This window comes from Pantoea sp. Morm, from assembly GCF_016643525.1.
Lineage (GTDB): Bacteria > Pseudomonadota > Gammaproteobacteria > Enterobacterales > Enterobacteriaceae > Pantoea > Pantoea dispersa.
This window is the reverse complement of record NZ_VOQX01000001.1, coordinates 137249-155651: the sequence shown is the minus strand read 5'-3', so window position 1 is coordinate 155651 and position 18403 is coordinate 137249. Positions and strand designations below refer to the sequence as shown.

Annotated in this window: 23 protein-coding genes; 13 read left to right on the top strand and 10 right to left on the bottom strand. The window is 58.4% G+C overall.

All coding sequences use genetic code 11. The features are described from left to right. Positions 1-159 precede the first annotated feature (159 nt). Genes FT726_RS00700 through FT726_RS00680 form a run of 5 tightly spaced genes read left to right on the top strand, consistent with a single transcriptional unit; the run spans position 160 to position 5013 of the window. On the top strand, positions 160-1341 hold the full coding sequence (locus FT726_RS00700; RefSeq protein ID WP_346302304.1) for an isochorismate synthase: 1182 nt from the start codon (positions 160-162) through the stop codon (positions 1339-1341). A 10-nt stretch (positions 1342-1351) separates the two neighbouring features. Beyond that, a complete protein-coding gene (locus FT726_RS00695) occupies positions 1352-2965 on the top strand; it encodes a (2,3-dihydroxybenzoyl)adenylate synthase (protein ID WP_166711380.1) in 1614 nt (537 codons plus the stop codon). 18 nt (positions 2966-2983) lie between these two features. Continuing rightward, a complete protein-coding gene (locus FT726_RS00690; RefSeq protein WP_058770693.1) occupies positions 2984-3835 on the top strand; it encodes an isochorismatase family protein in 852 nt (283 codons plus the stop codon). Continuing rightward, the gene (gene dhbA / locus FT726_RS00685; RefSeq protein WP_021507725.1) at positions 3835-4593 is read left to right on the top strand and encodes a 2,3-dihydro-2,3-dihydroxybenzoate dehydrogenase; all 759 of its coding nucleotides are present in this window, start codon (positions 3835-3837) and stop codon (positions 4591-4593) included. Before FT726_RS00690 ends, dhbA begins: the two co-directional genes overlap by 1 nt. A gap of 3 nt (positions 4594-4596) precedes the next feature. Then, complete coding sequence (locus tag FT726_RS00680) at positions 4597-5013, top strand: hotdog fold thioesterase (protein ID WP_021507726.1); 417 nt, start codon at positions 4597-4599, stop codon at positions 5011-5013. A gap of 132 nt (positions 5014-5145) precedes the next feature. On the opposite strand, the gene cgtA is transcribed toward FT726_RS00680, so the two are convergent. The 3 genes from cgtA to rplU all read right to left on the bottom strand — a co-directional run bounded on the left by cgtA (position 5146) and on the right by rplU (position 7155). Then, on the bottom strand, positions 5146-6321 hold the full coding sequence (gene cgtA, locus FT726_RS00675) for an Obg family GTPase CgtA (protein WP_058759590.1): 1176 nt from the start codon (positions 6319-6321) through the stop codon (positions 5146-5148). A gap of 249 nt (positions 6322-6570) precedes the next feature. Then, the gene (gene rpmA, locus FT726_RS00670) at positions 6571-6828 is read right to left on the bottom strand and encodes a 50S ribosomal protein L27 (RefSeq protein ID WP_006121751.1); all 258 of its coding nucleotides are present in this window, start codon (positions 6826-6828) and stop codon (positions 6571-6573) included. A gap of 15 nt (positions 6829-6843) precedes the next feature. Beyond that, positions 6844-7155 carry a 50S ribosomal protein L21 gene (gene rplU, locus FT726_RS00665; RefSeq protein ID WP_021507728.1) on the bottom strand — a complete coding sequence of 104 codons (312 nt, stop codon included), beginning with the start codon at positions 7153-7155 and terminating at the stop codon, positions 6844-6846. Between the two features lie 254 nt (positions 7156-7409). Here rplU and ispB point away from each other — a divergent pair, with 254 nt between their 5' ends. Both ispB and FT726_RS00655 read left to right on the top strand, forming a co-directional pair. Further along, on the top strand, positions 7410-8381 hold the full coding sequence (ispB, locus tag FT726_RS00660) for an octaprenyl diphosphate synthase (RefSeq protein ID WP_021507729.1): 972 nt from the start codon (positions 7410-7412) through the stop codon (positions 8379-8381). A gap of 237 nt (positions 8382-8618) precedes the next feature. Continuing rightward, complete coding sequence (locus FT726_RS00655) at positions 8619-8912, top strand: helix-turn-helix transcriptional regulator (protein WP_021507730.1); 294 nt, start codon at positions 8619-8621, stop codon at positions 8910-8912. Between the two features lie 63 nt (positions 8913-8975). Here the strand turns inward: FT726_RS00655 and murA are convergent, their stop codons facing one another. From murA to mlaF, 7 genes are all read right to left on the bottom strand, one after another. Further along, positions 8976-10235, bottom strand: a complete 1260-nt coding sequence (murA, locus tag FT726_RS00650; protein ID WP_021507731.1) for a UDP-N-acetylglucosamine 1-carboxyvinyltransferase — start codon at positions 10233-10235, stop codon at positions 8976-8978. Positions 10236-10281: 46 nt separating this feature from the next. Beyond that, positions 10282-10539, bottom strand: a complete 258-nt coding sequence (gene ibaG, locus FT726_RS00645) for a BolA family iron metabolism protein IbaG (RefSeq protein WP_007886637.1) — start codon at positions 10537-10539, stop codon at positions 10282-10284. Between the two features lie 114 nt (positions 10540-10653). After that, positions 10654-10959 (bottom strand): lipid asymmetry maintenance protein MlaB, encoded by a 306-nt coding sequence (gene mlaB, locus FT726_RS00640; protein WP_021507732.1) that lies wholly within the window; start codon positions 10957-10959, stop codon positions 10654-10656. Then, positions 10959-11597, bottom strand: a complete 639-nt coding sequence (gene mlaC / locus FT726_RS00635; RefSeq protein WP_021507733.1) for a phospholipid-binding protein MlaC — start codon at positions 11595-11597, stop codon at positions 10959-10961. Before mlaC ends, mlaB begins: the two co-directional genes overlap by 1 nt. A 19-nt stretch (positions 11598-11616) precedes the next feature. After that, positions 11617-12159 carry an outer membrane lipid asymmetry maintenance protein MlaD gene (gene mlaD / locus FT726_RS00630; RefSeq protein WP_021507734.1) on the bottom strand — a complete coding sequence of 181 codons (543 nt, stop codon included), beginning with the start codon at positions 12157-12159 and terminating at the stop codon, positions 11617-11619. A 4-nt stretch (positions 12160-12163) separates the two neighbouring features. Next, the gene (gene mlaE, locus FT726_RS00625; RefSeq protein WP_021507735.1) at positions 12164-12946 is read right to left on the bottom strand and encodes a lipid asymmetry maintenance ABC transporter permease subunit MlaE; all 783 of its coding nucleotides are present in this window, start codon (positions 12944-12946) and stop codon (positions 12164-12166) included. A 4-nt stretch (positions 12947-12950) separates the two neighbouring features. Beyond that, positions 12951-13766 (bottom strand): phospholipid ABC transporter ATP-binding protein MlaF, encoded by an 816-nt coding sequence (mlaF, locus tag FT726_RS00620; protein WP_021507736.1) that lies wholly within the window; start codon positions 13764-13766, stop codon positions 12951-12953. Positions 13767-13993: 227 nt separating this feature from the next. On the opposite strand from mlaF, the gene FT726_RS00615 reads away from it, so the two are divergent. Genes FT726_RS00615 through lptB form a run of 6 tightly spaced genes read left to right on the top strand, consistent with a single transcriptional unit; the run spans position 13994 to position 18379 of the window. Continuing rightward, positions 13994-14977, top strand: a complete 984-nt coding sequence (locus FT726_RS00615) for a calcium/sodium antiporter (RefSeq protein WP_021507737.1) — start codon at positions 13994-13996, stop codon at positions 14975-14977. A gap of 12 nt (positions 14978-14989) precedes the next feature. Next, a complete protein-coding gene (kdsD, locus tag FT726_RS00610; protein WP_021507738.1) occupies positions 14990-15970 on the top strand; it encodes an arabinose-5-phosphate isomerase KdsD in 981 nt (326 codons plus the stop codon). A 13-nt stretch (positions 15971-15983) separates the two neighbouring features. Continuing rightward, the gene (gene kdsC, locus FT726_RS00605; protein ID WP_021507739.1) at positions 15984-16550 is read left to right on the top strand and encodes a 3-deoxy-manno-octulosonate-8-phosphatase KdsC; all 567 of its coding nucleotides are present in this window, start codon (positions 15984-15986) and stop codon (positions 16548-16550) included. Next, positions 16547-17119 carry an LPS export ABC transporter periplasmic protein LptC gene (gene lptC / locus FT726_RS00600; RefSeq protein WP_021507740.1) on the top strand — a complete coding sequence of 191 codons (573 nt, stop codon included), beginning with the start codon at positions 16547-16549 and terminating at the stop codon, positions 17117-17119. The genes kdsC and lptC overlap by 4 nt, the downstream gene beginning before the upstream one ends. Further along, on the top strand, positions 17094-17648 hold the full coding sequence (lptA, locus tag FT726_RS00595) for a lipopolysaccharide ABC transporter substrate-binding protein LptA (protein ID WP_031279739.1): 555 nt from the start codon (positions 17094-17096) through the stop codon (positions 17646-17648). The genes lptC and lptA overlap by 26 nt, the downstream gene beginning before the upstream one ends. Before the next feature lie 5 nt (positions 17649-17653). Continuing rightward, positions 17654-18379, top strand: coding sequence for an LPS export ABC transporter ATP-binding protein (gene lptB, locus FT726_RS00590; protein WP_010618248.1), 726 nt, complete (start codon positions 17654-17656; stop codon positions 18377-18379). Positions 18380-18403: the final 24 nt, after the last annotated feature.

Genomic DNA, 18403 nt, shown 5'->3' with positions numbered 1-18403 from the left:
TTAGCTTAATGCCTGGCCCGGCGTCAGCCGCCGCTTACGTCTGACAGCACGGTAAATCCCGCGAATGGATTGACTCTTTGCCCCTTTCGACGTAGGTTACAGAGCCATAATAAAAATGATAATCATTCTTAATAATCTTATCATTTATAGGTGAAAATTATGGTGGAAAGCTCCACGTTTGAAAATGCCTGGCTGAAGGATTTTTCCGCGCTGTGCCGCGGTTTCCTTTTCACCTCGCCATGGCGCAGCCTGGCCACCCAGGGCTGCTATACCACGATCAACACGCCGGTGGGCGATGCCGCGCTGCTGCAGGGCGACTTTCAACAGCAGCTGCGCCAGCACTTTGCCGCGGCGAAAAAGCAGGGGATCGCCAATCCGCTGCTGGTGGGCGCGATTCCGTTTGACGTCAGCCAGCCAGCGTCGCTGTTCATACCCGAATCCTGGCAGAGCTTTAATCGCGCCGACCTGCAACAGGCGCTGACGGCGCAGCAGAGCGATCTGCCGGCAGTGCGGCGGCGGACGGCAGTGCCAGACCACGCGGTGTTTACCCGCATGGTGGCCGACGCCGTTGCCACCATCCAGCGCGGCGATCCGGACAAAGTGGTGCTGTCGCGCCTGATGGATATCGTCACGGAGCAGCCGGTGGATACCGCCGCGCTGATGCAGCGCGTGATCGCGCAAAATCCCAATAGCTACCATTTCCATCTGCCGCTGGCGGAAGGAGGCGCGCTGGTAGGTGCCAGCCCGGAACTGATGCTGCGCAAACAGGGGCGCGATTTCTCCTCCTGCCCACTGGCCGGCTCGGCGCGCCGCCATCACGACGACGTCAGCGCCGATCGCGCGGCAGGTAACACCCTGATGACGTCAGCCAAAGATCGCCACGAACATCAGCTGGTGACCGACGCGATGCGCAGCACGCTGCAGCCGCGTAGCCGCCTGCTGTCGGTGCCTACCGTGCCGTCGCTGATCACCACCGCCACGCTGTGGCATCTGGCGACGCAAATCGATGGCGAAGTGCAGGATGAGCGCGAAAACGCGCTGTCGCTGGCTGCGCTGCTGCACCCAACCCCTGCCCTGAGCGGCTTCCCGCACGCTCGCGCGCAGCAGCTGATTCAGCAGCTCGAACCCTTTGATCGCCAGCTGTTTGGCGGCATCGTCGGCTGGTGCGACAGCGAAGGCAACGGCGAATGGGTGGTGACCATTCGCTGCGGGACGGTAAACGGCACGCGCGTGCGGCTGTTTGCCGGCGCTGGCATCGTCGCCGACTCACAACCGGAATCAGAATGGCGTGAAACGGGTGTGAAGCTGGACACCATGTTGCGCGCTTTTGGACTGCAATAAAGGAACAAGCATGAGCATTCCCTTCAGCCGCTGGCCGGCACATCTGGCCGCGCGCTATCGCGAAAAAGGCTACTGGATCGACGTGCCGCTGACCGACATCATCGACCGCCATCGCGAAAACGACGCTATCGCCGTGATCGACGGCCCTTTGCAGCTCAGCTACCGCCAGCTGGCGCAACGCAGTGATAATCTGGCGGCGGCGCTGCAGCGGCGCGGTTTACAGCGCGGTGACACGGCGCTGGTGCAGCTCGGCAACGTGGCGGACTTTTACGTTACGCTGTTTGCCCTGTTTAAGCTGGGCGTGGTCCCGGTGTACGCGCTGTTCAGCCATCAGCGCACTGAACTGCTGGCCTATGCGCAGCAGATTGCACCGAAACTGCTGATCGCCGATCGCCAGCATGCGCTGTTTGCCAGCGATGACTTCATCGCCACGCTGTGCGAGGCGCAGCCCACGCTGCAGCAGGTGATCCTGCGTAACGACGCGCAGGCGGAAAATACGCTGGCGTCGCTGCAGGATGAAGCGGCTGGCGATTTTGTCGCGACACCAACGGCCGCCGATGAAGTGGCGTTTTTCCAGCTCTCCGGCGGCAGCACCGGGACGCCGAAGCTGATTCCGCGCACCCACAACGACTACTACTACAGCATCCGCGCCAGCGACGAGATTTGCCACATCAACGCCGACACGCGCTATCTGATCGCCCTGCCCGCGCCGCATAACTTTGCCATGAGTTCCCCCGGTTCGCTCGGGGTGTTCTATGCCGGTGGCCAGGTGATTCTCGCCGCGGATCCCAGCGCCACGCTCTGCTTCCCGCTGATTGAGCAGCACCAGGTGACCGATACCGGACTGGTGCCGCCGGCGGTCAGCCTGTGGTTGCAGGCGATTCAGGAGTGGGGCGGCAATTCAGCGCTGGCCTCGCTGCAGCGCATTCAGGTGGGCGGGGCCAAACTGGGCGAAACGCTGGCCGCACGCATTCAGCGTGAAATCGGCTGCCAGCTGCAGCAGGTGTTTGGCATGGCGGAAGGACTGGTTAACTACACGCGCTTCGGCGATGACGAGCAAACCATTCTGACTACCCAGGGGCGCCCGATTTCGGACGATGACGAAGTGTGGGTGGCCGACGAGAACGGCAATCCGCTGCCGCCAGGCCAGGTCGGTCGCCTGATGACGCGCGGCCCTTACACCTTCCGGGGCTACTACAACAGCCCGGAGCACAATGCCGCCAGCTTCGACGCTGACGGTTTTTACTGCTCAGGCGATCTGATTGAGATCAACGCTCAGGGTTACATCACCGTACAGGGACGCGAAAAGGATCAGATCAACCGCGGCGGCGAGAAGATCGCCGCAGAAGAGATCGAAAACTTGCTGCTGCGCCATCCGGATGTAATCCACGCCGCGCTGGTGTCCATGCATGACGAGCTGATGGGTGAAAAGAGCTGTGCCTTCATTGTGGCGCGCCAGCCGGTAAAACCGGTCGCGCTGCGCCGCCATCTGCGCGAGCTGGGCATTGCCGAATTCAAACTTCCCGACCGCATTACCTGCGTCGACGACCTGCCGCTTACCCCGGTAGGCAAAGTGGATAAAAAACGTTTACGCCAACAGCTTGCTGAGCAGACGCAAGCCTGATTTTTTCCGGAGATTGTAATGGCTATTCCAAAACTGACGTCTTATGCGCTGCCCGCCGCCACTGAGCTGCCGGCTAACAAAGTACAATGGGCGCTGGAGCCGCAGCGCGCGGCGCTGCTGATTCACGATATGCAGGCCTATTTCCTCAACTTCTGGGGCGAAGACAGCCCGCTGGTGAATCAGGTGGTGGAGAACATTGCCCGCCTGCGCGCTTACTGCAAAGCGCAGGGCATTCCGGTGTTCTATACCGCCCAGCCCAACCAGCAAAGCGATGAGGATCGCGCGCTGCTGAATGATATGTGGGGACCGGGGCTGAACAAACATCCGGATCAGCAGAAGATCGTCGACGCGCTGGCGCCGGATCAGGACGATCAGGTGCTGACTAAATGGCGCTACAGCGCGTTTGTGCGCTCGCCGCTGGAATCTATCCTGCAGGAGATGGGCCGCGATCAGCTGATCATTACTGGCGTGTATGCCCACATCGGCTGCCTGACCACCGCCACCGACGCCTTCATGCGTAACATCCAGCCGTTTATGGTGGCCGATGCGCTGGCCGACTTCTCGCGCGACGAGCATATGATGGCGCTGACCTACACCGCAGGCCGCAGTGGCAAAGTGGTGATGACCGCCGACCTGATGCCGCTGCCACAGAGCAAGGACGCGCTGCGCGCGCTGATTCTGCCGCTGCTGGAAGATGATGACGTGCCGGAAGATGATGAAAACCTGATCGATTATGGGCTGGATTCGGTGCGCGTGATGGCGCTGGCGGCGCGCTGGCGTCAGGTGCACAGCGATATCGACTTCATCAGCCTGGCGAAAAACCCCAGCATTGATGGCTGGTGGACGCTGCTGTCACGGGTGCCAGCATAATGAGCGCCTGTTTTGATTTCAGCGGAAAAATTGTCTGGGTGACCGGTGCCGGTAAAGGCATCGGCTATCACACCGCGCTGGCATTCCATCAGGCCGGTGCGGAGGTGACCGGTTTTGATTTGCACTTTGGCCAGGATGACTATCCGTTCGCCACCTGCCAGCTGGACGTCGCCGACAGTGCTGCGGTGCGCGATTGCTGTCAGTCACTGCTGGCCAGCCAGCCGCGGCTGGATATCCTGGTGAACGGCGCGGGCATTCTGCGCATCGGCAGCACCGATGCGCTGTCATTTGCTGACTGGCAGGCGTGTCTCGCCGTGAACGCCGGCGGCGCGTTTAACCTGTTCCAGCAGACGCTGCCGGTCTTCCGCCAGCAGCGCGCTGGCGCGATTGTCACCATCGCCTCTAACGCCGCGCACGCCCCGCGCCTCGGCATGTCAGCCTATGGCGCGTCTAAAGCAGCGCTGCGCAGCCTGTGCCAGACGGTTGGCCTTGAGATGGCACCGTATGGCGTGCGCTGCAACATTGTCTCACCGGGATCAACCGATACCGATATGCAGCGCAGCCTGTGGCATACGCCGGAAGCCGAGCAGGAGATGATTAACGGTTTCCCGGATCAGTACAAACTGGGGATCCCGCTGCGTAAGATCGCCCAGCCGCAGGAGATCGTGAACAACATCCTGTTCCTGGCCTCGGATCTTGCCAGCCACGTGGTGCTGCAGGATATTGTGGTGGACGGTGGCGCAACGCTGGGAGCCTGAGGCATGGCAATCTGGAAACGTACGGTGGATCTCGCCACGCTGAATCAGCTGGGCGATAACTCGCTGGTGGCGCATCTGGGCATCGTGTTTACCGCCATCGGTGACGATTATCTGGAGGCCACCATGCCGGTAGACAGCCGCACGCAGCAGCCGTTTGGCCTGCTGCACGGCGGCGCGTCGGTGGTGCTGGCGGAGTCGATGGGCTCCATTGCCGGTTACCTGAGCGTGGAAGAAGGTAAAAGCGTGGTGGGCATTGAGGTGAGCGCCAGCCATCATCGGGCGGTGAGCAGCGGCGAGGTGCGCGGTGTTTGTCGTCCGCTGCATCTGGGGGCGCGCAATCAGAGCTGGCAGATTGAGATACGCAATGGTCGCGATCAGCTGTGTTGCAGTTCGCGGCTGACGGTGGCGGTGCTGGGGTAGGTTTGGTTCCGCTGCGGCCTGATGCCCTCACCCTGCCCTCTCCCACGGGGAGAGGGAATGATTGTGCGGCCTGATGCTCTGCGCTAAACAGCAATAAAAAAAGCGGCCATCTGGCCGCTTTTTTCGCTGACATCAACGCTGATAAATGATCTCGACGCCTTCGTCGTCGTCTTCATCCCAGTCGTCATCCCAGTCTTCGTCTTCTTCCACTTCCTGAGCATTTTCCAGCGCTTCACGGTGGTAATCATCCCACATGAAGGCCACTTTCTCTGGCTGCTTCGCTTCTTCTTCCGCTTCTTTTGGATTCGCGATGATAAAGCTCATCACATCCCAGCACAGCTCATTGACACCGTCACGGCTGGCGGCGGAGATCAGATAGTATTTCTCATCCCAGCCCAGCGCTTCGGCAATCGCTTTAGCGCGGCTTTCCGCCTCTTCACGGCTCAGCAGGTCGGTTTTATTGAACACCAGCCAGCGCGGCTTCTGGTACAGCTTGTCGCTGTATTTCTCCAGCTCGCCGAGAATGATGCGGGCGTTCTCTACCGGATCGGATTCGTCGATTGGCGCGATGTCGATGAGGTGCAGCAGCACACGGCAGCGCTCCAGATGCTTGAGGAAGCGAATGCCGAGGCCTGCGCCTTCCGCTGCGCCTTCAATCAGGCCGGGAATGTCGGCGACCACGAAGCTCTTTTCGCTGTCCATACGTACCACGCCGAGGCTTGGCACCAACGTGGTGAACGGATAATCCGCCACTTTTGGCTTCGCCGCCGATACCGCGCGGATAAAGGTCGATTTACCGGCGTTAGGCAGACCCAGCATACCCACGTCTGCCAGCAACATCAGTTCCAGCTGCAGGTCGCGCTTCTCGCCCGGCGTGCCCATGGTTTTCTGACGCGGCGTACGGTTCACGGACGATTTGAAGCGGGTGTTGCCCAGACCGTGCCAGCCACCTTTCGCCACCATCAGCTTCTGCTCATGGCGCGTCATGTCGCCCAGCGTTTCGCCCGTGCCCTGATCGATCACGCGCGTACCCACCGGCACTTTAACAATGATGTCTTTACCGCGTTTACCGGTACAGTCACGGCTCTGGCCATTCTGGCCGCGTTCGGCGCGGAAAGATTTTTCGAAACGATAATCGATCAGGGTGTTGAGGTTTTCATCCGCCAGCAGGTAAACGTCGCCGCCGTCACCGCCGTCACCGCCGTCCGGTCCCCCTTTGGGAATGTACTTCTCGCGGCGGAAGCTGACGCAACCGTTGCCACCATCACCCGCGACCACCAGGATCGTCGCTTCATCAACAAACTTCATTTTTTATCTCCGTCACACTGTCGTTTGCGCCACGCTGCGGGCGACAAACGGGTCCGCCAGGGTCTTCTGCGCTGACCGGCGGCGGATAATACAGGATTGGCAAAGTCATGTGTACATAAAGTGTACAGCAAACTGAGGCGCAAGGTCAGCGTGATTGCCGTAACCTGCGGCAGAATGTAAAAAGCCCCGCAAAGCTGCGGGGCCTTCCATTCGTGTGTTCAGACGTTAATCGTCTGCGGCACAACAACCTTACTCAGCAACGATGCTGATGTATTTACGGTTGTTAGGACCTTTAACTTCGAATTTAACTTTGCCGTCTGCGGTAGCAAACAGAGTGTGGTCACGACCACAACCTACGTTGTTACCGGCGTGGAATTTGGTACCACGCTGACGAACGATGATGCTACCTGCCAGAACAGATTCACCACCGAAACGCTTAACACCCAGACGTTTTGCATTGGAGTCGCGACCGTTACGAGTCGAGCCACCAGCCTTTTTATGTGCCATTTGTCAGATCTCCTCTTACGCGCTGATCACAGTGATTTTCACATCAGTGAACCACTGACGGTGACCAGCTTGCTTACGGTAGTGTTTACGACGACGAAACTTAACGATTTTAATTTTCTCGCCACGACCGTGAGCAACAACTTCTGCCTTGATCACACCGCCTGAAACCAGTGGCGCGCCGATTTTCACGTCTTCGCCATTTGCAATCATCAGAACCTGGTCGAACTCGATGGTTTCACCGGTTGCGATGTCCAGCTTTTCCAGGCGAACGGTCTGACCTTCGCTTACTCGGTGTTGTTTACCACCACTTTGGAAAACCGCGTACATATAAAACTCCGCTTCTGCGCATGCCTTTCTGTTCATCAGGCGGCGCGATAAATATTCACAATAGGGCGCGAATTCTACGCAAAACTCCAGCAGAAGACAAGTGCACTTTGCACTCTCTTGCAGAAAAAAAGCGCAGGACGAATGCAAACGTTTCTCAACCCGATTTTTCAAGTACAATCAGTAACAGATTACCTGAACTCACGCTGGGTAAAAGCGCTTACCATGCAGAAAACGAGTCAAAGCTGAACAGACGAATGAACTTAGAACAGATTAACGAATTAACCGCGCAGGACATGGCGGCCGTCAACCAGACCATCCTCGACCAGCTGAATTCAGATGTCTCACTGATTAACCAGTTGGGCTATTACATCATCAGCGGGGGAGGCAAACGCATCCGTCCGATGATCGCGGTGCTGTCAGCACGCGCGCTGAATTATCAGGGATCGCTGCATGTGACCAATGCGGCGCTGATCGAATTTATCCACACGGCGACGCTGCTGCACGATGATGTGGTGGATGAATCCGATATGCGCCGTGGCAAAGCCACCGCTAACGCCGCGTTCGGCAATGCGGCGAGCGTGCTGGTCGGGGATTTTATCTATACCCGCGCCTTCCAGATGATGACCAGCATGGGATCGCTGAAGATCCTCGCACTGATGTCCGAAGCGGTGAACGTGATCGCCGAAGGCGAAGTGCTGCAGCTGATGAACTGCAACGATCCGGATATCACCGAAGAGAGCTACATGCGGGTGATCTACAGCAAAACCGCCCGCCTGTTTGAAGCCGCTTCGCAGGCGTCGGCGATCCTCGCAGAGGCCACGCCAGCGCAGGAGAAAGCGCTGCAGGATTATGGCCGCTATCTCGGTACGGCGTTTCAGCTGATCGACGATCTGCTGGATTACAGCGCCGACGGCGAGACGCTGGGCAAAAATACCGGTGACGATCTGAGCGAAGGCAAGCCGACGCTGCCGCTGCTGCACGCCATGCACAACGGCACGCCCGAGCAGGCGCAGATGATCCGCAAGGCGATCGAAGAGGGTAATGGTCGTCATCTGCTGGAGCCGGTGCTGGCGGCAATGCAGCAAACCGGTTCGCTGGAATGGACGCGCAAACGCGCCGAAGAAGAGGCGGATAAAGCCATCGCCGCGCTACAGGCACTGCCAGAAACGCCGTGGCGCAGCGCGCTGGAAGCACTGGCACATATGTCGGTGCAGCGCGATTTCTGACCTGCTACGGGGCCGTTCGGCCCCGTTTTTATTTCTCCCCTGCTCTGCCCGTCTGATTACATTCCCCTTGCAGCATTTTTGCGAAAAACTGCGCAGTTTCGTGCACAGGCAAAACAATTACTGGAAACATATGGAAATTATTTGCTATAAAAATCCGGATTTTTCCAGTTATCTCTGCGCAGGAGAGCCACAGCGCTGCAGAGATGGAGCACTAACACGGACACGGAGAAGAGAGTTATGCATGCAAGGAGAGAAGACTGGCATCCGGCAGATATCATTGCGGCCCTGCGCAAGCGCGGCACATCACTGGCCGCCCTGTCACGTCAATCTGGCCTCAGTTCATCGACGCTGGCCAACGCGTTGTCACGCCCCTGGCCTAAAGGTGAATGGCTGATCGCCACGGCGCTGAAGGTCCATCCTTCCGAGATCTGGCCCAGCCGCTATTTTGATCCGGTCACGCAGCGTCTACTGGATCGTAAAAAACGCATTCGATCGCCCCAAGATCTGAAAAAGATCGTCTCACGCGGATAAAGCAAAAAAAAACCAGCCACGCTGTCGTGACTGGTTTTCATGCCTGGCAATCAGGACAAAGGATTACTCGCCGCTGACGCGCTCAATGTTGGCGCCTAACGCTTTCAGCTTGTCTTCAATGTGCTCGTAGCCACGATCGATGTGGTAGATACGATCCACCAGCGTCGCACCTTCTGCAATGCAGCCTGCCAGTACCAGACTGGCTGACGCACGCAGATCGGTCGCCATCACCTGCGCGCCGGACAAGGTTTCAACACCGTGACAGATAGCGGTGTTGCTTTCGATTTCGGCGTGCGCACCCATACGAATCAGCTCCGGGATGTGCATGAAGCGGTTTTCAAAGATGGTCTCGGTAATGACGCCGGTGCCTTCAGCCACCAGGTTGAGCAGCGTAAACTGCGCCTGCATGTCGGTCGGGAAACCCGGGTGCGGTGCGGTACGGATGTTAACCGCTTTCGGACGCTTGCCGTGCATATCCAGGCTCACCCAGTCTTCACCGACTTCAATCTCCGCACCCGCGTCACGCAGTTTCGCCAGCACGGCGTCCAGCGTGTCTGGCTGCGCATTGCGGCACACCACTTTGCCGCGCGAGATAGCGCCGGCCACGAGGAAGGTGCCGGTTTCGATACGGTCCGGCAGCACGCGATAGACGCCGCCGCCGAGGCGCTCAACGCCCTCGATGGTGATTTTGTCGGTGCCGGCGCCGCTGATTTTCGCGCCCAGCGTGTTAAGGAAGTTTGCCGTGTCGACAATCTCCGGTTCACGCGCCGCGTTTTCAATGATGGTGGTGCCCGTCGCCAGCGTTGCGGCGCTCATGATGGTCACGGTCGCGCCCACGCTGACCTTATCCATCACAATGTGCGCGCCCTTCAGGCGACCATCCACAGAGGCTTTAACATAGCCCTCTTCCAGTTTGATCTCGGCACCCAGCTGCTCCAGGCCGGTAATGTGCAGATCGACCGGACGCGCACCAATCGCACAGCCGCCCGGCAGAGAAACCTGGCCCTGGCCAAAACGCGCCACCAGCGGCCCCAGCGCCCAGATGGAGGCGCGCATGGTTTTCACCAGATCGTACGGCGCACTGAAGACATTAACTTCGCGCGCATCAACGTGGACCGAACCATTGCGTTCCACGCGCGCACCGAGCAGGCTCAGCAGCTTCATGGTGGTATCGATGTCACGCAGCTTCGGCACGTTCTGAATCTCTACCGGCTCTTCAGCCAGCAGCGCAGCAAACAGAATCGGCAGCGCAGCATTCTTCGCCCCGGAAATGGTCACTTCACCGCTTAAACGGGTGGGGCCTTGCACACGAAATTTGTCCATTAACACGGCTCTCAATTATCTATCAACAAAACAGCCAGAGTGGCGCTTAGAAACCGTTGAGTTTACGGTCGCGCGCCCACTCGGCTGGGGTATAAGTCTTGATGGACACCGCATGAATACGGTTATCCGCAATGTATTCCATCAGCGGCGCGTACACAGCCTGCTGTTTCTTTACGCGGCTCAGCTCGCCAAACATTTCGCCCACGGCAATGACCTGGAAATGGCTGCCATCGTTGCTGAGAACATGTACTTCTTCTAACGGCAGCGCCTGCATTAGCACGGCCTGAACTTCACTATTTTCCATCGCTCATTGCTTCACTTGATAATAATAAGGCGGATATCTTAGAGGAAAGCGCCTGACTCTTAAATACGCAAAAGCCCCTGAAAAAAACAGGGGCTTTGTCAGCAGCGCCGTTAATCAGGCGATTTGTTCCGCAGAAACAATAATCTGCTGCAGGTTGTACAGCTTGATTAACGAGTCGAGCTTATCGGTGATGCCACTGAAAAGCGGCGTCGTGCCCTGCGCCCGCGCGATTTCGCGCAGATGCACCAGCAGCGCCAGCCCGGCAGAATCAACCCGATCCAGCGCCGCCACGTCAATCGTGGTGATACCGGCCATGGCGCTGTCACGCGCCTGCCACAGCGCCAGCAGCGTATCGCGGTCCAGTTTGCCGCTCAGGGCCAGCGTGCTGGCAGTGCGCTGCCAGCGTAACGGTTCGCTCATTATTGCTGCTTGTCCAGGGTGATAGGCTGCGCGGCATAGGTTTTCAGCTGCGCAGTCAGGCCGTCGATGCCTTTGGTGCGCAGCAGATCGCTCCACTCATTCTGTTTGGTGGTGATCATGCTGATGCCTTCGGCAATCATGTCATAAGCCTGCCAGTTGCCGGTCTGGCTGTTCTTGCGCCACTGGAAATCAAGGCGCACCGGCGGACGGCCGTTGGGATCGATGATGGTGACGCGAATTGCCACGATATTGGCATCGCCAATCGGCTGCTCAGGCTGAATCTGGTAAGTCTGACCGTGATATAACGCCAGCGCCTGACCATAAGCCTGCGCCAGATAATCCCCGAACGCGGCAAAGTAGGCGTCGCGCTGCGCCGGCGTGGCTTCGCGGTAGTAACGGCCCAGTACCAGCGCCCCCGCGTATTTAATCTGCACGTACGGCAGCAGCTCCTGGCGCACAATTTCGCGCAGGTAATTCGGATCCTGCTTAATCTTCGGCTGTTCGTTCTTCAGGCGGGTAAAGGTCTTCTCCGCCGCTTCGTTCATCATCTTGTACGGATTGCTCTGGTTGGCGTCCGCTGCGTTTGCCGCCAGCGGCGCGATGGCCAGCAGGGCCACCATCAGGAAACGTTTTAACATCGTGTTGTACCTCTCTGGGTTATTCCGTTGTAGCAGGTGCTGCCGGGGCGCTCGCGCTGGCGGCGCCCGACGATTTCTCATTGTCCTTGTTGTCGCCGCTCTTGTAGAGGAACTGGCCGATCAGGTCTTCCAGCACCAGCGCCGATTTGGTATCCCGCAGCGTGCCGCCATCTTTCAGCATCGCCGAGCCAAGCTCCGGATCGTCAAAACCTAAGTTGAGCGCGAGGAACTGCTCACCCAGCAGACCCTGGGTGCGAATCGCCAGCGAGCTGGTGTCAGGAATTTTATTGGCATACTGTTCGCTGATATCCATGGTGACGCGCGGCGACAGCGTTTTGTCATCCAGTGAAATGTCGGTGACGCGGCCAATCACCACGCCGCCAATTTTCACCGGCGAGCTGACTTTCAGGCCGCCGATATTATCGAAGGTGGCGTACAGCTTCCACGTTGGCTCAGTACCCAGCGATTTAAGATCGGCGACGCGCAGGCTGAGGAACAGCAGCGCCAGCAGCGCCGCCAGCATAAACACGCCAACCCAGATTTCGTTTTTTTTGCTTTGCATTGCATTAATTCCCAAACATCAGTGCCGTCAGCACAAAATCCAGTCCAAGCACCGCCAGCGAAGCATGGACTACGGTACGCGTCGTCGCGCGACTGATCCCTTCCGAAGTCGGGATGGCGTCATACCCATTGAACAGCGCGATCCAGGTCACCGTGATGGCAAACACCGCGCTCTTGATCAGGCAGTTGATCACATCGGTACGAAAATCGACCGCGTTCTGCATCGCCGACCAGAAGAAACCCGGGTCGATGCCTTTCCAGGCCACCCCGACCAGCGCGCCACCGGCAATGCCCACCGCGGTAAAGATCAGCGCCAGCAGCGGCATACTGATAAAGCCGGCCCAGAAGCGCGGCGACACTACGCGGCGCAGCGGATCGACCGCCATCATCTCCATGCTGGAGAGCTGCTCAGTGGCTTTCATCAGGCCAATTTCCGCAGTGAGCGCCGAACCGGCGCGCCCGGCAAACAGCAGCGCGGTGACTACCGGCCCCAGTTCGCGCAGCAGCGACAGCGCCACCAGCATACCCAGGCTGGTTTCCGCGCTGTAAGTGGTGAGTACCAGATAGCCCTGCAGCCCCAGCACCATGCCAATGAACAGGCCGGAGACCACAATGATCAGCAATGACAGCACGCCCACGCTATACAGCTGCTTCACCAGCAGCGGCGCATGCTTACGAAACGCCGGTTTACCCACCAGCGCATGGAAGAGCATTAAGCCCGCCCGGCCAAAGGCCGCACAGGTGTTAATTCCCTGACGCCCAAATGACGCCAGTGCCTGTAACCACATCAGTTTAGCTTCTCCCTGTGCGGGTCAGATCGCTGAGGTAATCCCCGGCAGCGAAGCGGAACGGCACCGGACCATCCGCATGACCCTCAATAAACTGGCGCACGCGCGGATCGGGATTCTCCCTCAGCTGCGGCGCACTACCCTGAGCAATAATCTTTTGCCCGGCAACAATATAGGCATGATCGGCAATGCTCAAGACCTCTGGCACGTCGTGTGAAACCACAATGCAGGTGACGCCCAGCGAATGGTTGAGCTCATCGATTAGCTTGACCAGCACGCCCATGGTAATGGGATCCTGGCCGACAAAGGGTTCGTCGAACATAATCAGCTCCGGCTCCAGCGCAATTGCACGCGCCAGCGCCGCCCGGCGCGCCATGCCGCCGGAGAGTTCGGCCGGCATCAGCTGGGCTGCGCCGCGCAGTCCGACGGCTTCCAGCTTCATCATCACCGTGCTGTGCAGCAATTCAGCTGGCAGCCGGGTGTGTTCGCGCAGCGGCCAGGCAACGTTTTCATAGACGTTAAGGTCGGTGAACAGCGCACCGGACTGGAACAGCATGCTCATTTTTTTACGCACGTCATACAGCTTACGGCGCGACAGCGTCGGAATGTTCTGGTCACGAAACCAGATCTCACCTTTGTCCGGCTGCAGCTGCCCGCCAATCAGGCGCAGCAGGGTGGTTTTACCGATGCCGGAAGGGCCCATAATCGCCGTGACTTTGCCCGCCGGAACGGTCAGCGAAATGTCGTCGAAGATGGTGCGATTGCCGCGCGTAAAACTGACGCCACGAACCTCAACCAGATTCGTTTGCTGCTGGATCATCATTACCTCTTTAAACGGATCGGGCGTAATTAACGTGGTGGATGGTAGCCTGGTAAACCACAATGCACGATAGTTTTACAGAAACTTACCCGTCCGGTGTGGCGAAAACGGCCTTAAAATTTACTTTTGCCTCTCAGACAGTCAAAATCAGCGCCTGATTCCGCACGCGCACTGCTTTTACCTGTCGGACAAGGTTTGCCGGCACCGTTATCCATCAAGGATTTTTCATGTTCGTAGCCACTGCCCTGCTGTTTATCGGATTGATTTTACTGGCTTACGGAGCTGACCGCCTGGTGTTCAGCGCCGCGATCCTGTGTCGATCCCTTGGCATTCCCCCGTTGATCATTGGCATGACGGTGGTGAGCATTGGCACTTCACTGCCGGAACTGATCGTCTCGTTCTCTGCCGCGCAGCATGGTCAGATGGATTTAGCCGTGGGTACCGCGCTGGGCTCGAACATCACCAATATTCTGCTGATCCTTGGTGGCGCTGCGCTGCTGCACCCTTTAACCGTACACTCCAATCTGATTCGCCGCGAACTCCCTCTGCTGCTGCTGGTCTCACTGCTCAGCGGCATCATGCTGTTTGATAACCAGCTCAGCCGGCTGGATGGCGTGGCACTGCTGCTGCTGGCGCTGGGTTATCTGCTGGTGGCGATCCGCATCGCCCGGCGGGCCGAGCGCGATAATAATGACACCCTGACGCGTGAACAACTGGCGGAGCTGCCGCGCGACGAAAGCGGCAACACGGTGGCGTTTCTCTGGCTGGCGGTGGCGCTGATTATTCTGCCGATGTCGACGCGCATGGTGATCGACAACGCCACAGTGTTTGCGGATTACTTCGGCGTTAGCGAACTGGTGATGGGACTGACGCTGATTGCTGTCGGTACCAGTCTGCCGGAACTGGCCACGGTGCTGGCCGGCGCGCTGAAAGGCGAAGACGATATCGCCATCGGCAACCTGATTGGCGCCAATATCTTCAATCTGGCGATTGTGCTGGGCCTGCCTGCGCTGGTGCATCCCGGCGCGATCGATGCGCACGCCTTTGCGCGGGATTACTGGATTATGCTGGGCGTCAGCGTGCTGTTCGCCCTGCTGTGCCTGCTGCGCAAGCGCCGCATCGGCCGCATCGCGGGCACGCTGCTGTTAGGTGGATTTATCGTGTGGGTGCTGTGGCTGTGGCTCAGCCCCACGCTTATCGCAAGCTATTAAGGATGACTGACCATGTCACATCAGCAACCGGATTTCGACTTCCAGCAGGCAGGTAAAGCGGTACTGCGCATTGAACGCGAAGGGCTGGAACAGCTCGACCAGTATATTAACGCCGACTTCAGCCGCGCCTGCGAAATGATCTTTGCCTGCCGTGGCAAAGTGGTGGTGATGGGCATGGGCAAATCCGGCCATATCGGCAAGAAAATGGCCGCCACCTTCGCCAGCACCGGCACGCCGGCGTTCTTCGTCCACCCGGGTGAAGCCAGCCACGGCGATCTCGGCATGGTCAGCACCAACGATGTGGTGATCGCCATCTCGAACAGCGGCGAGTCGGGCGAAATCCTCGCGCTGATCCCGGTGCTCAAACGGCAGAAAGTGCAGCTGATTTGCCTGACCAGCCGTCCGGAGAGCGCCATGGGCCGGGCTGCCGATGTGCATTTATGCGTGAAAGTGCCGCAGGAAGCCTGTCCGCTCGGGCTGGCACCGACCTCCAGCACCACCGCCACGCTGGTGATGGGCGATGCGCTGGCGGTGGCGCTGCTGGAAGCGCGCGGCTTCACGCAGGAAGATTTCGCGCTGTCGCATCCGGGTGGCGCACTGGGGCGCAAACTGCTGCTGCACGTCAGCGACATTATGCACAGCGGCGATGAAATTCCCCACGTCACCCGTGACGCCTCGTTGCGCGACGCGCTGCTGGAAATCACGCGCAAAAACCTCGGCCTGACAGTGATTGTCGACGACCTGATGAAAATCGAAGGGATTTTCACGGACGGTGACCTGCGCCGCATCTTCGATATGGGCATCGATTTCCAGTCGGCCCGCATCCAGGATGTGATGACGCGCGGCGGGATTCGCGTGCGCCCTAACCTGCTGGCGGTGGACGCGCTTAATCTGATGCAAAACAAAAACATCACTGCGCTGCTGGTGGCCGATGACGATCGCCTGCTCGGTGTGGTACATATGCATGACATGCTGCGCGCTGGCGTGGTCTGAACGGGAAACAACAATGAGTGCTGAAACCACGATGGTCGACACCTGCTACGGCCCGGTGAGCGCCGACGTGATGGCGCGGGCGGCCAATATCCGCCTGCTGATTTGCGATGTCGACGGCGTGATGTCCGACGGCCTGATTTACATGGGCAACAGCGGTGAAGAGCTAAAGGCCTTTAACGTGCGCGACGGTTACGGCGTGCGCTGCCTGCTGACCTCGGACATCGAAGTGGCTATTATTACCGGCCGTCGCGCTAAACTGCTGGAAGATCGCTGTAAAACGCTCGGCATTACGCATCTTTACCAGGGACAGTCGGATAAGCTTTTGGCCTGGCGCGAACTCCTGGATAAACTGTCACTATCGGCAGACCAGGTCGCGTATATTGGTGACGACCTGATCGACTGGCCGGTAATGGCACAGGCGGGTCTGAGCGTGGCCGTCGCCGATGCGCATCCGGTATTACTGCCGCGCGCGCATTACGTGACGCGCATTGCTGGCGGTCGCGGTGCAGTACGTGAGCTATGCGACCTGATTTTGCTGGCGCAGAACAAATTTGAGGATGCCAAAGGGCAATCAGTATGAGTAAAAGCAGGCGTTGGATAACGCTGATTCTGGCGCTGATCGCCCTGGTGCTGATCGGCTGGAATCTTACCAACCAGGACGACAGCGCCACGCCGGTGGCGACCAACGATCAGGCGCCGACCTATACCAGCGCCAACTCCAGCACCGTGGTGTATAACCCGACGGGTGCGCTGGCCTATAAGCTGGTCTCGGATAAAGTGACCTACTTTTCGGCCGAAGAAGTGAGCTGGTTCGATAATCCGGTGATGACCACTTACGACGAAAACAAAGTGCCCACGTGGTCGGTTCGTGCTGACAAGGCAAAGCTGACGAAAGATCGTATGCTGTATCTTTATGGCCACGTTGAAGTACACACATTGACGCAGGATTCCCAGCTTGAGCGCATCATCACGGATAATGCTCAGGTTAATCTGGTCAGCCAGGATGTGACGTCTGACGATCAGGTCACCCTATTTGGCCGCAGTTTTAACTCCACTGGCATGAAGATGCGCGGCAACCTACGGACAAAGAATGCCGAGCTGCTTGAAAAGGTCAAAACCTCCTATGAAATTCAAAATGAACAAAAATAGCCTTAAGTTGCTGCTGGTGAGTGCGCTGCTGGCAACCAGCCTGCCGGCGCTGGCGTTAACAGGCGATTCGGACAAGCCGGTTAACATCGACTCGGTGAACCAGGCGCTCGATTTGCAGGGTAACGTCGCCACCTTTACCGGCAACGTGATCGTGACCCAGGGCACCATCAAAATTACCGCCGATAAAGTGGTGGTAACGCGTCCCGGCGGCGACAGCAACAAAACCATCGTTGATGCCTACGGCAATCCAGCCACCTTTTATCAGATGCAGGACAACGGCAAACCGGTGCAGGGGCACGCCGCCAAACTGCACTATGAGCTGGCCAACGATTTCGTCGAGCTGACCGGCAACGCCTTTATCGAGCAGCAGGACAGCAACATCAAAGGCGATCGCATCACCTATCTGGTGAAAGAGCAGAAAATGCAGGCCTATAGTCAGGGCCAGAGCAAGCGCGTCACCACCGTGCTGGTGCCGTCGCAGCTGCAGGATAAAAACGGTTCGTCTGCGAGCCCCAAAAAGAGTAACTGATCGCTATGGCCACATTAGTCGCTGAAAACCTGGCGAAAGCCTACAAAGGCCGTCGCGTAGTAGAAGATGTCAGCCTGCAGGTGAAATCCGGCGAGATTGTCGGCCTGCTGGGCCCCAACGGGGCCGGTAAAACCACCACCTTCTACATGGTGGTCGGCATCGTGCCGCGTGATGCCGGCCGCATCATCATTGATGAAGAAGATATCAGTATTCTGCCGCTGCATGCGCGCGCGCGGCGCGGCATCGGTTATCTGCCGCAGGAAGCGTCGATCTTTCGCCGTCTGAGCGTCTACGACAACCTGATGGCGGTACTGCAGGTGCGTGACGACCTGACGGAAGAGCAGCGTCAGGATCGCGCCAATGAGCTGATGGACGAGTTCCACATCGGCCATCTGCGCGACAGCATGGGCCAGGCGCTGTCGGGCGGTGAACGTCGCCGCGTCGAGATTGCCCGTGCGCTGGCCGCCAATCCAAAGTTTATCCTGCTGGATGAACCTTTTGCCGGCGTTGACCCCATCTCCGTTATCGATATCAAAAAGATCATCGAACACCTGCGTGACAGCGGCCTCGGCGTGCTGATCACCGACCACAACGTGCGTGAAACGCTCGCGGTGTGTGAGCGCGCATATATCGTCAGCCAGGGCCATCTGATTGCCCACGGCACGCCAGATGAAATTCTTGCAGATGAGCAGGTTAAGCGGGTTTATTTGGGCGAAGAGTTCAGACTCTGATAAGGTGTCGGCATACCCGACATT

Excerpts from the sequence above, each read along its gene's own strand:
- mlaD (WP_021507734.1), bottom strand. The coding sequence starts at position 12,159 with ATGCAAAGCAAAAAAAACGAAATCTGGGTTGGCGTGTTTATGCTGGCG.
- FT726_RS00615 (WP_021507737.1), top strand. The coding sequence starts at position 13,994 with ATGTTCGTAGCCACTGCCCTGCTGTTTATCGGATTGATTTTACTGGCT.
- lptA (WP_031279739.1), top strand. The coding sequence starts at position 17,094 with ATGAAATTCAAAATGAACAAAAATAGCCTTAAGTTGCTGCTGGTGAGT.
- FT726_RS00700 (WP_346302304.1), top strand. The coding sequence starts at position 160 with ATGGTGGAAAGCTCCACGTTTGAAAATGCCTGGCTGAAGGATTTTTCC.
- FT726_RS00695 (WP_166711380.1), top strand. The coding sequence starts at position 1,352 with ATGAGCATTCCCTTCAGCCGCTGGCCGGCACATCTGGCCGCGCGCTAT.
- FT726_RS00680 (WP_021507726.1), top strand. The coding sequence starts at position 4,597 with ATGGCAATCTGGAAACGTACGGTGGATCTCGCCACGCTGAATCAGCTG.
- FT726_RS00655 (WP_021507730.1), top strand. The coding sequence starts at position 8,619 with ATGCATGCAAGGAGAGAAGACTGGCATCCGGCAGATATCATTGCGGCC.
- ispB (WP_021507729.1), top strand. The coding sequence starts at position 7,410 with ATGAACTTAGAACAGATTAACGAATTAACCGCGCAGGACATGGCGGCC.
- rplU (WP_021507728.1), bottom strand. The coding sequence starts at position 7,155 with ATGTACGCGGTTTTCCAAAGTGGTGGTAAACAACACCGAGTAAGCGAA.
- lptB (WP_010618248.1), top strand. The coding sequence starts at position 17,654 with ATGGCCACATTAGTCGCTGAAAACCTGGCGAAAGCCTACAAAGGCCGT.
- kdsC (WP_021507739.1), top strand. The coding sequence starts at position 15,984 with ATGAGTGCTGAAACCACGATGGTCGACACCTGCTACGGCCCGGTGAGC.
- mlaC (WP_021507733.1), bottom strand. The coding sequence starts at position 11,597 with ATGTTAAAACGTTTCCTGATGGTGGCCCTGCTGGCCATCGCGCCGCTG.
- mlaB (WP_021507732.1), bottom strand. The coding sequence starts at position 10,959 with ATGAGCGAACCGTTACGCTGGCAGCGCACTGCCAGCACGCTGGCCCTG.
- murA (WP_021507731.1), bottom strand. The coding sequence starts at position 10,235 with ATGGACAAATTTCGTGTGCAAGGCCCCACCCGTTTAAGCGGTGAAGTG.
- ibaG (WP_007886637.1), bottom strand. The coding sequence starts at position 10,539 with ATGGAAAATAGTGAAGTTCAGGCCGTGCTAATGCAGGCGCTGCCGTTA.
- cgtA (WP_058759590.1), bottom strand. The coding sequence starts at position 6,321 with ATGAAGTTTGTTGATGAAGCGACGATCCTGGTGGTCGCGGGTGATGGT.
- lptC (WP_021507740.1), top strand. The coding sequence starts at position 16,547 with ATGAGTAAAAGCAGGCGTTGGATAACGCTGATTCTGGCGCTGATCGCC.
- mlaE (WP_021507735.1), bottom strand. The coding sequence starts at position 12,946 with ATGTGGTTACAGGCACTGGCGTCATTTGGGCGTCAGGGAATTAACACC.
- FT726_RS00690 (WP_058770693.1), top strand. The coding sequence starts at position 2,984 with ATGGCTATTCCAAAACTGACGTCTTATGCGCTGCCCGCCGCCACTGAG.
- mlaF (WP_021507736.1), bottom strand. The coding sequence starts at position 13,766 with ATGATCCAGCAGCAAACGAATCTGGTTGAGGTTCGTGGCGTCAGTTTT.
- dhbA (WP_021507725.1), top strand. The coding sequence starts at position 3,835 with ATGAGCGCCTGTTTTGATTTCAGCGGAAAAATTGTCTGGGTGACCGGT.
- rpmA (WP_006121751.1), bottom strand. The coding sequence starts at position 6,828 with ATGGCACATAAAAAGGCTGGTGGCTCGACTCGTAACGGTCGCGACTCC.
- kdsD (WP_021507738.1), top strand. The coding sequence starts at position 14,990 with ATGTCACATCAGCAACCGGATTTCGACTTCCAGCAGGCAGGTAAAGCG.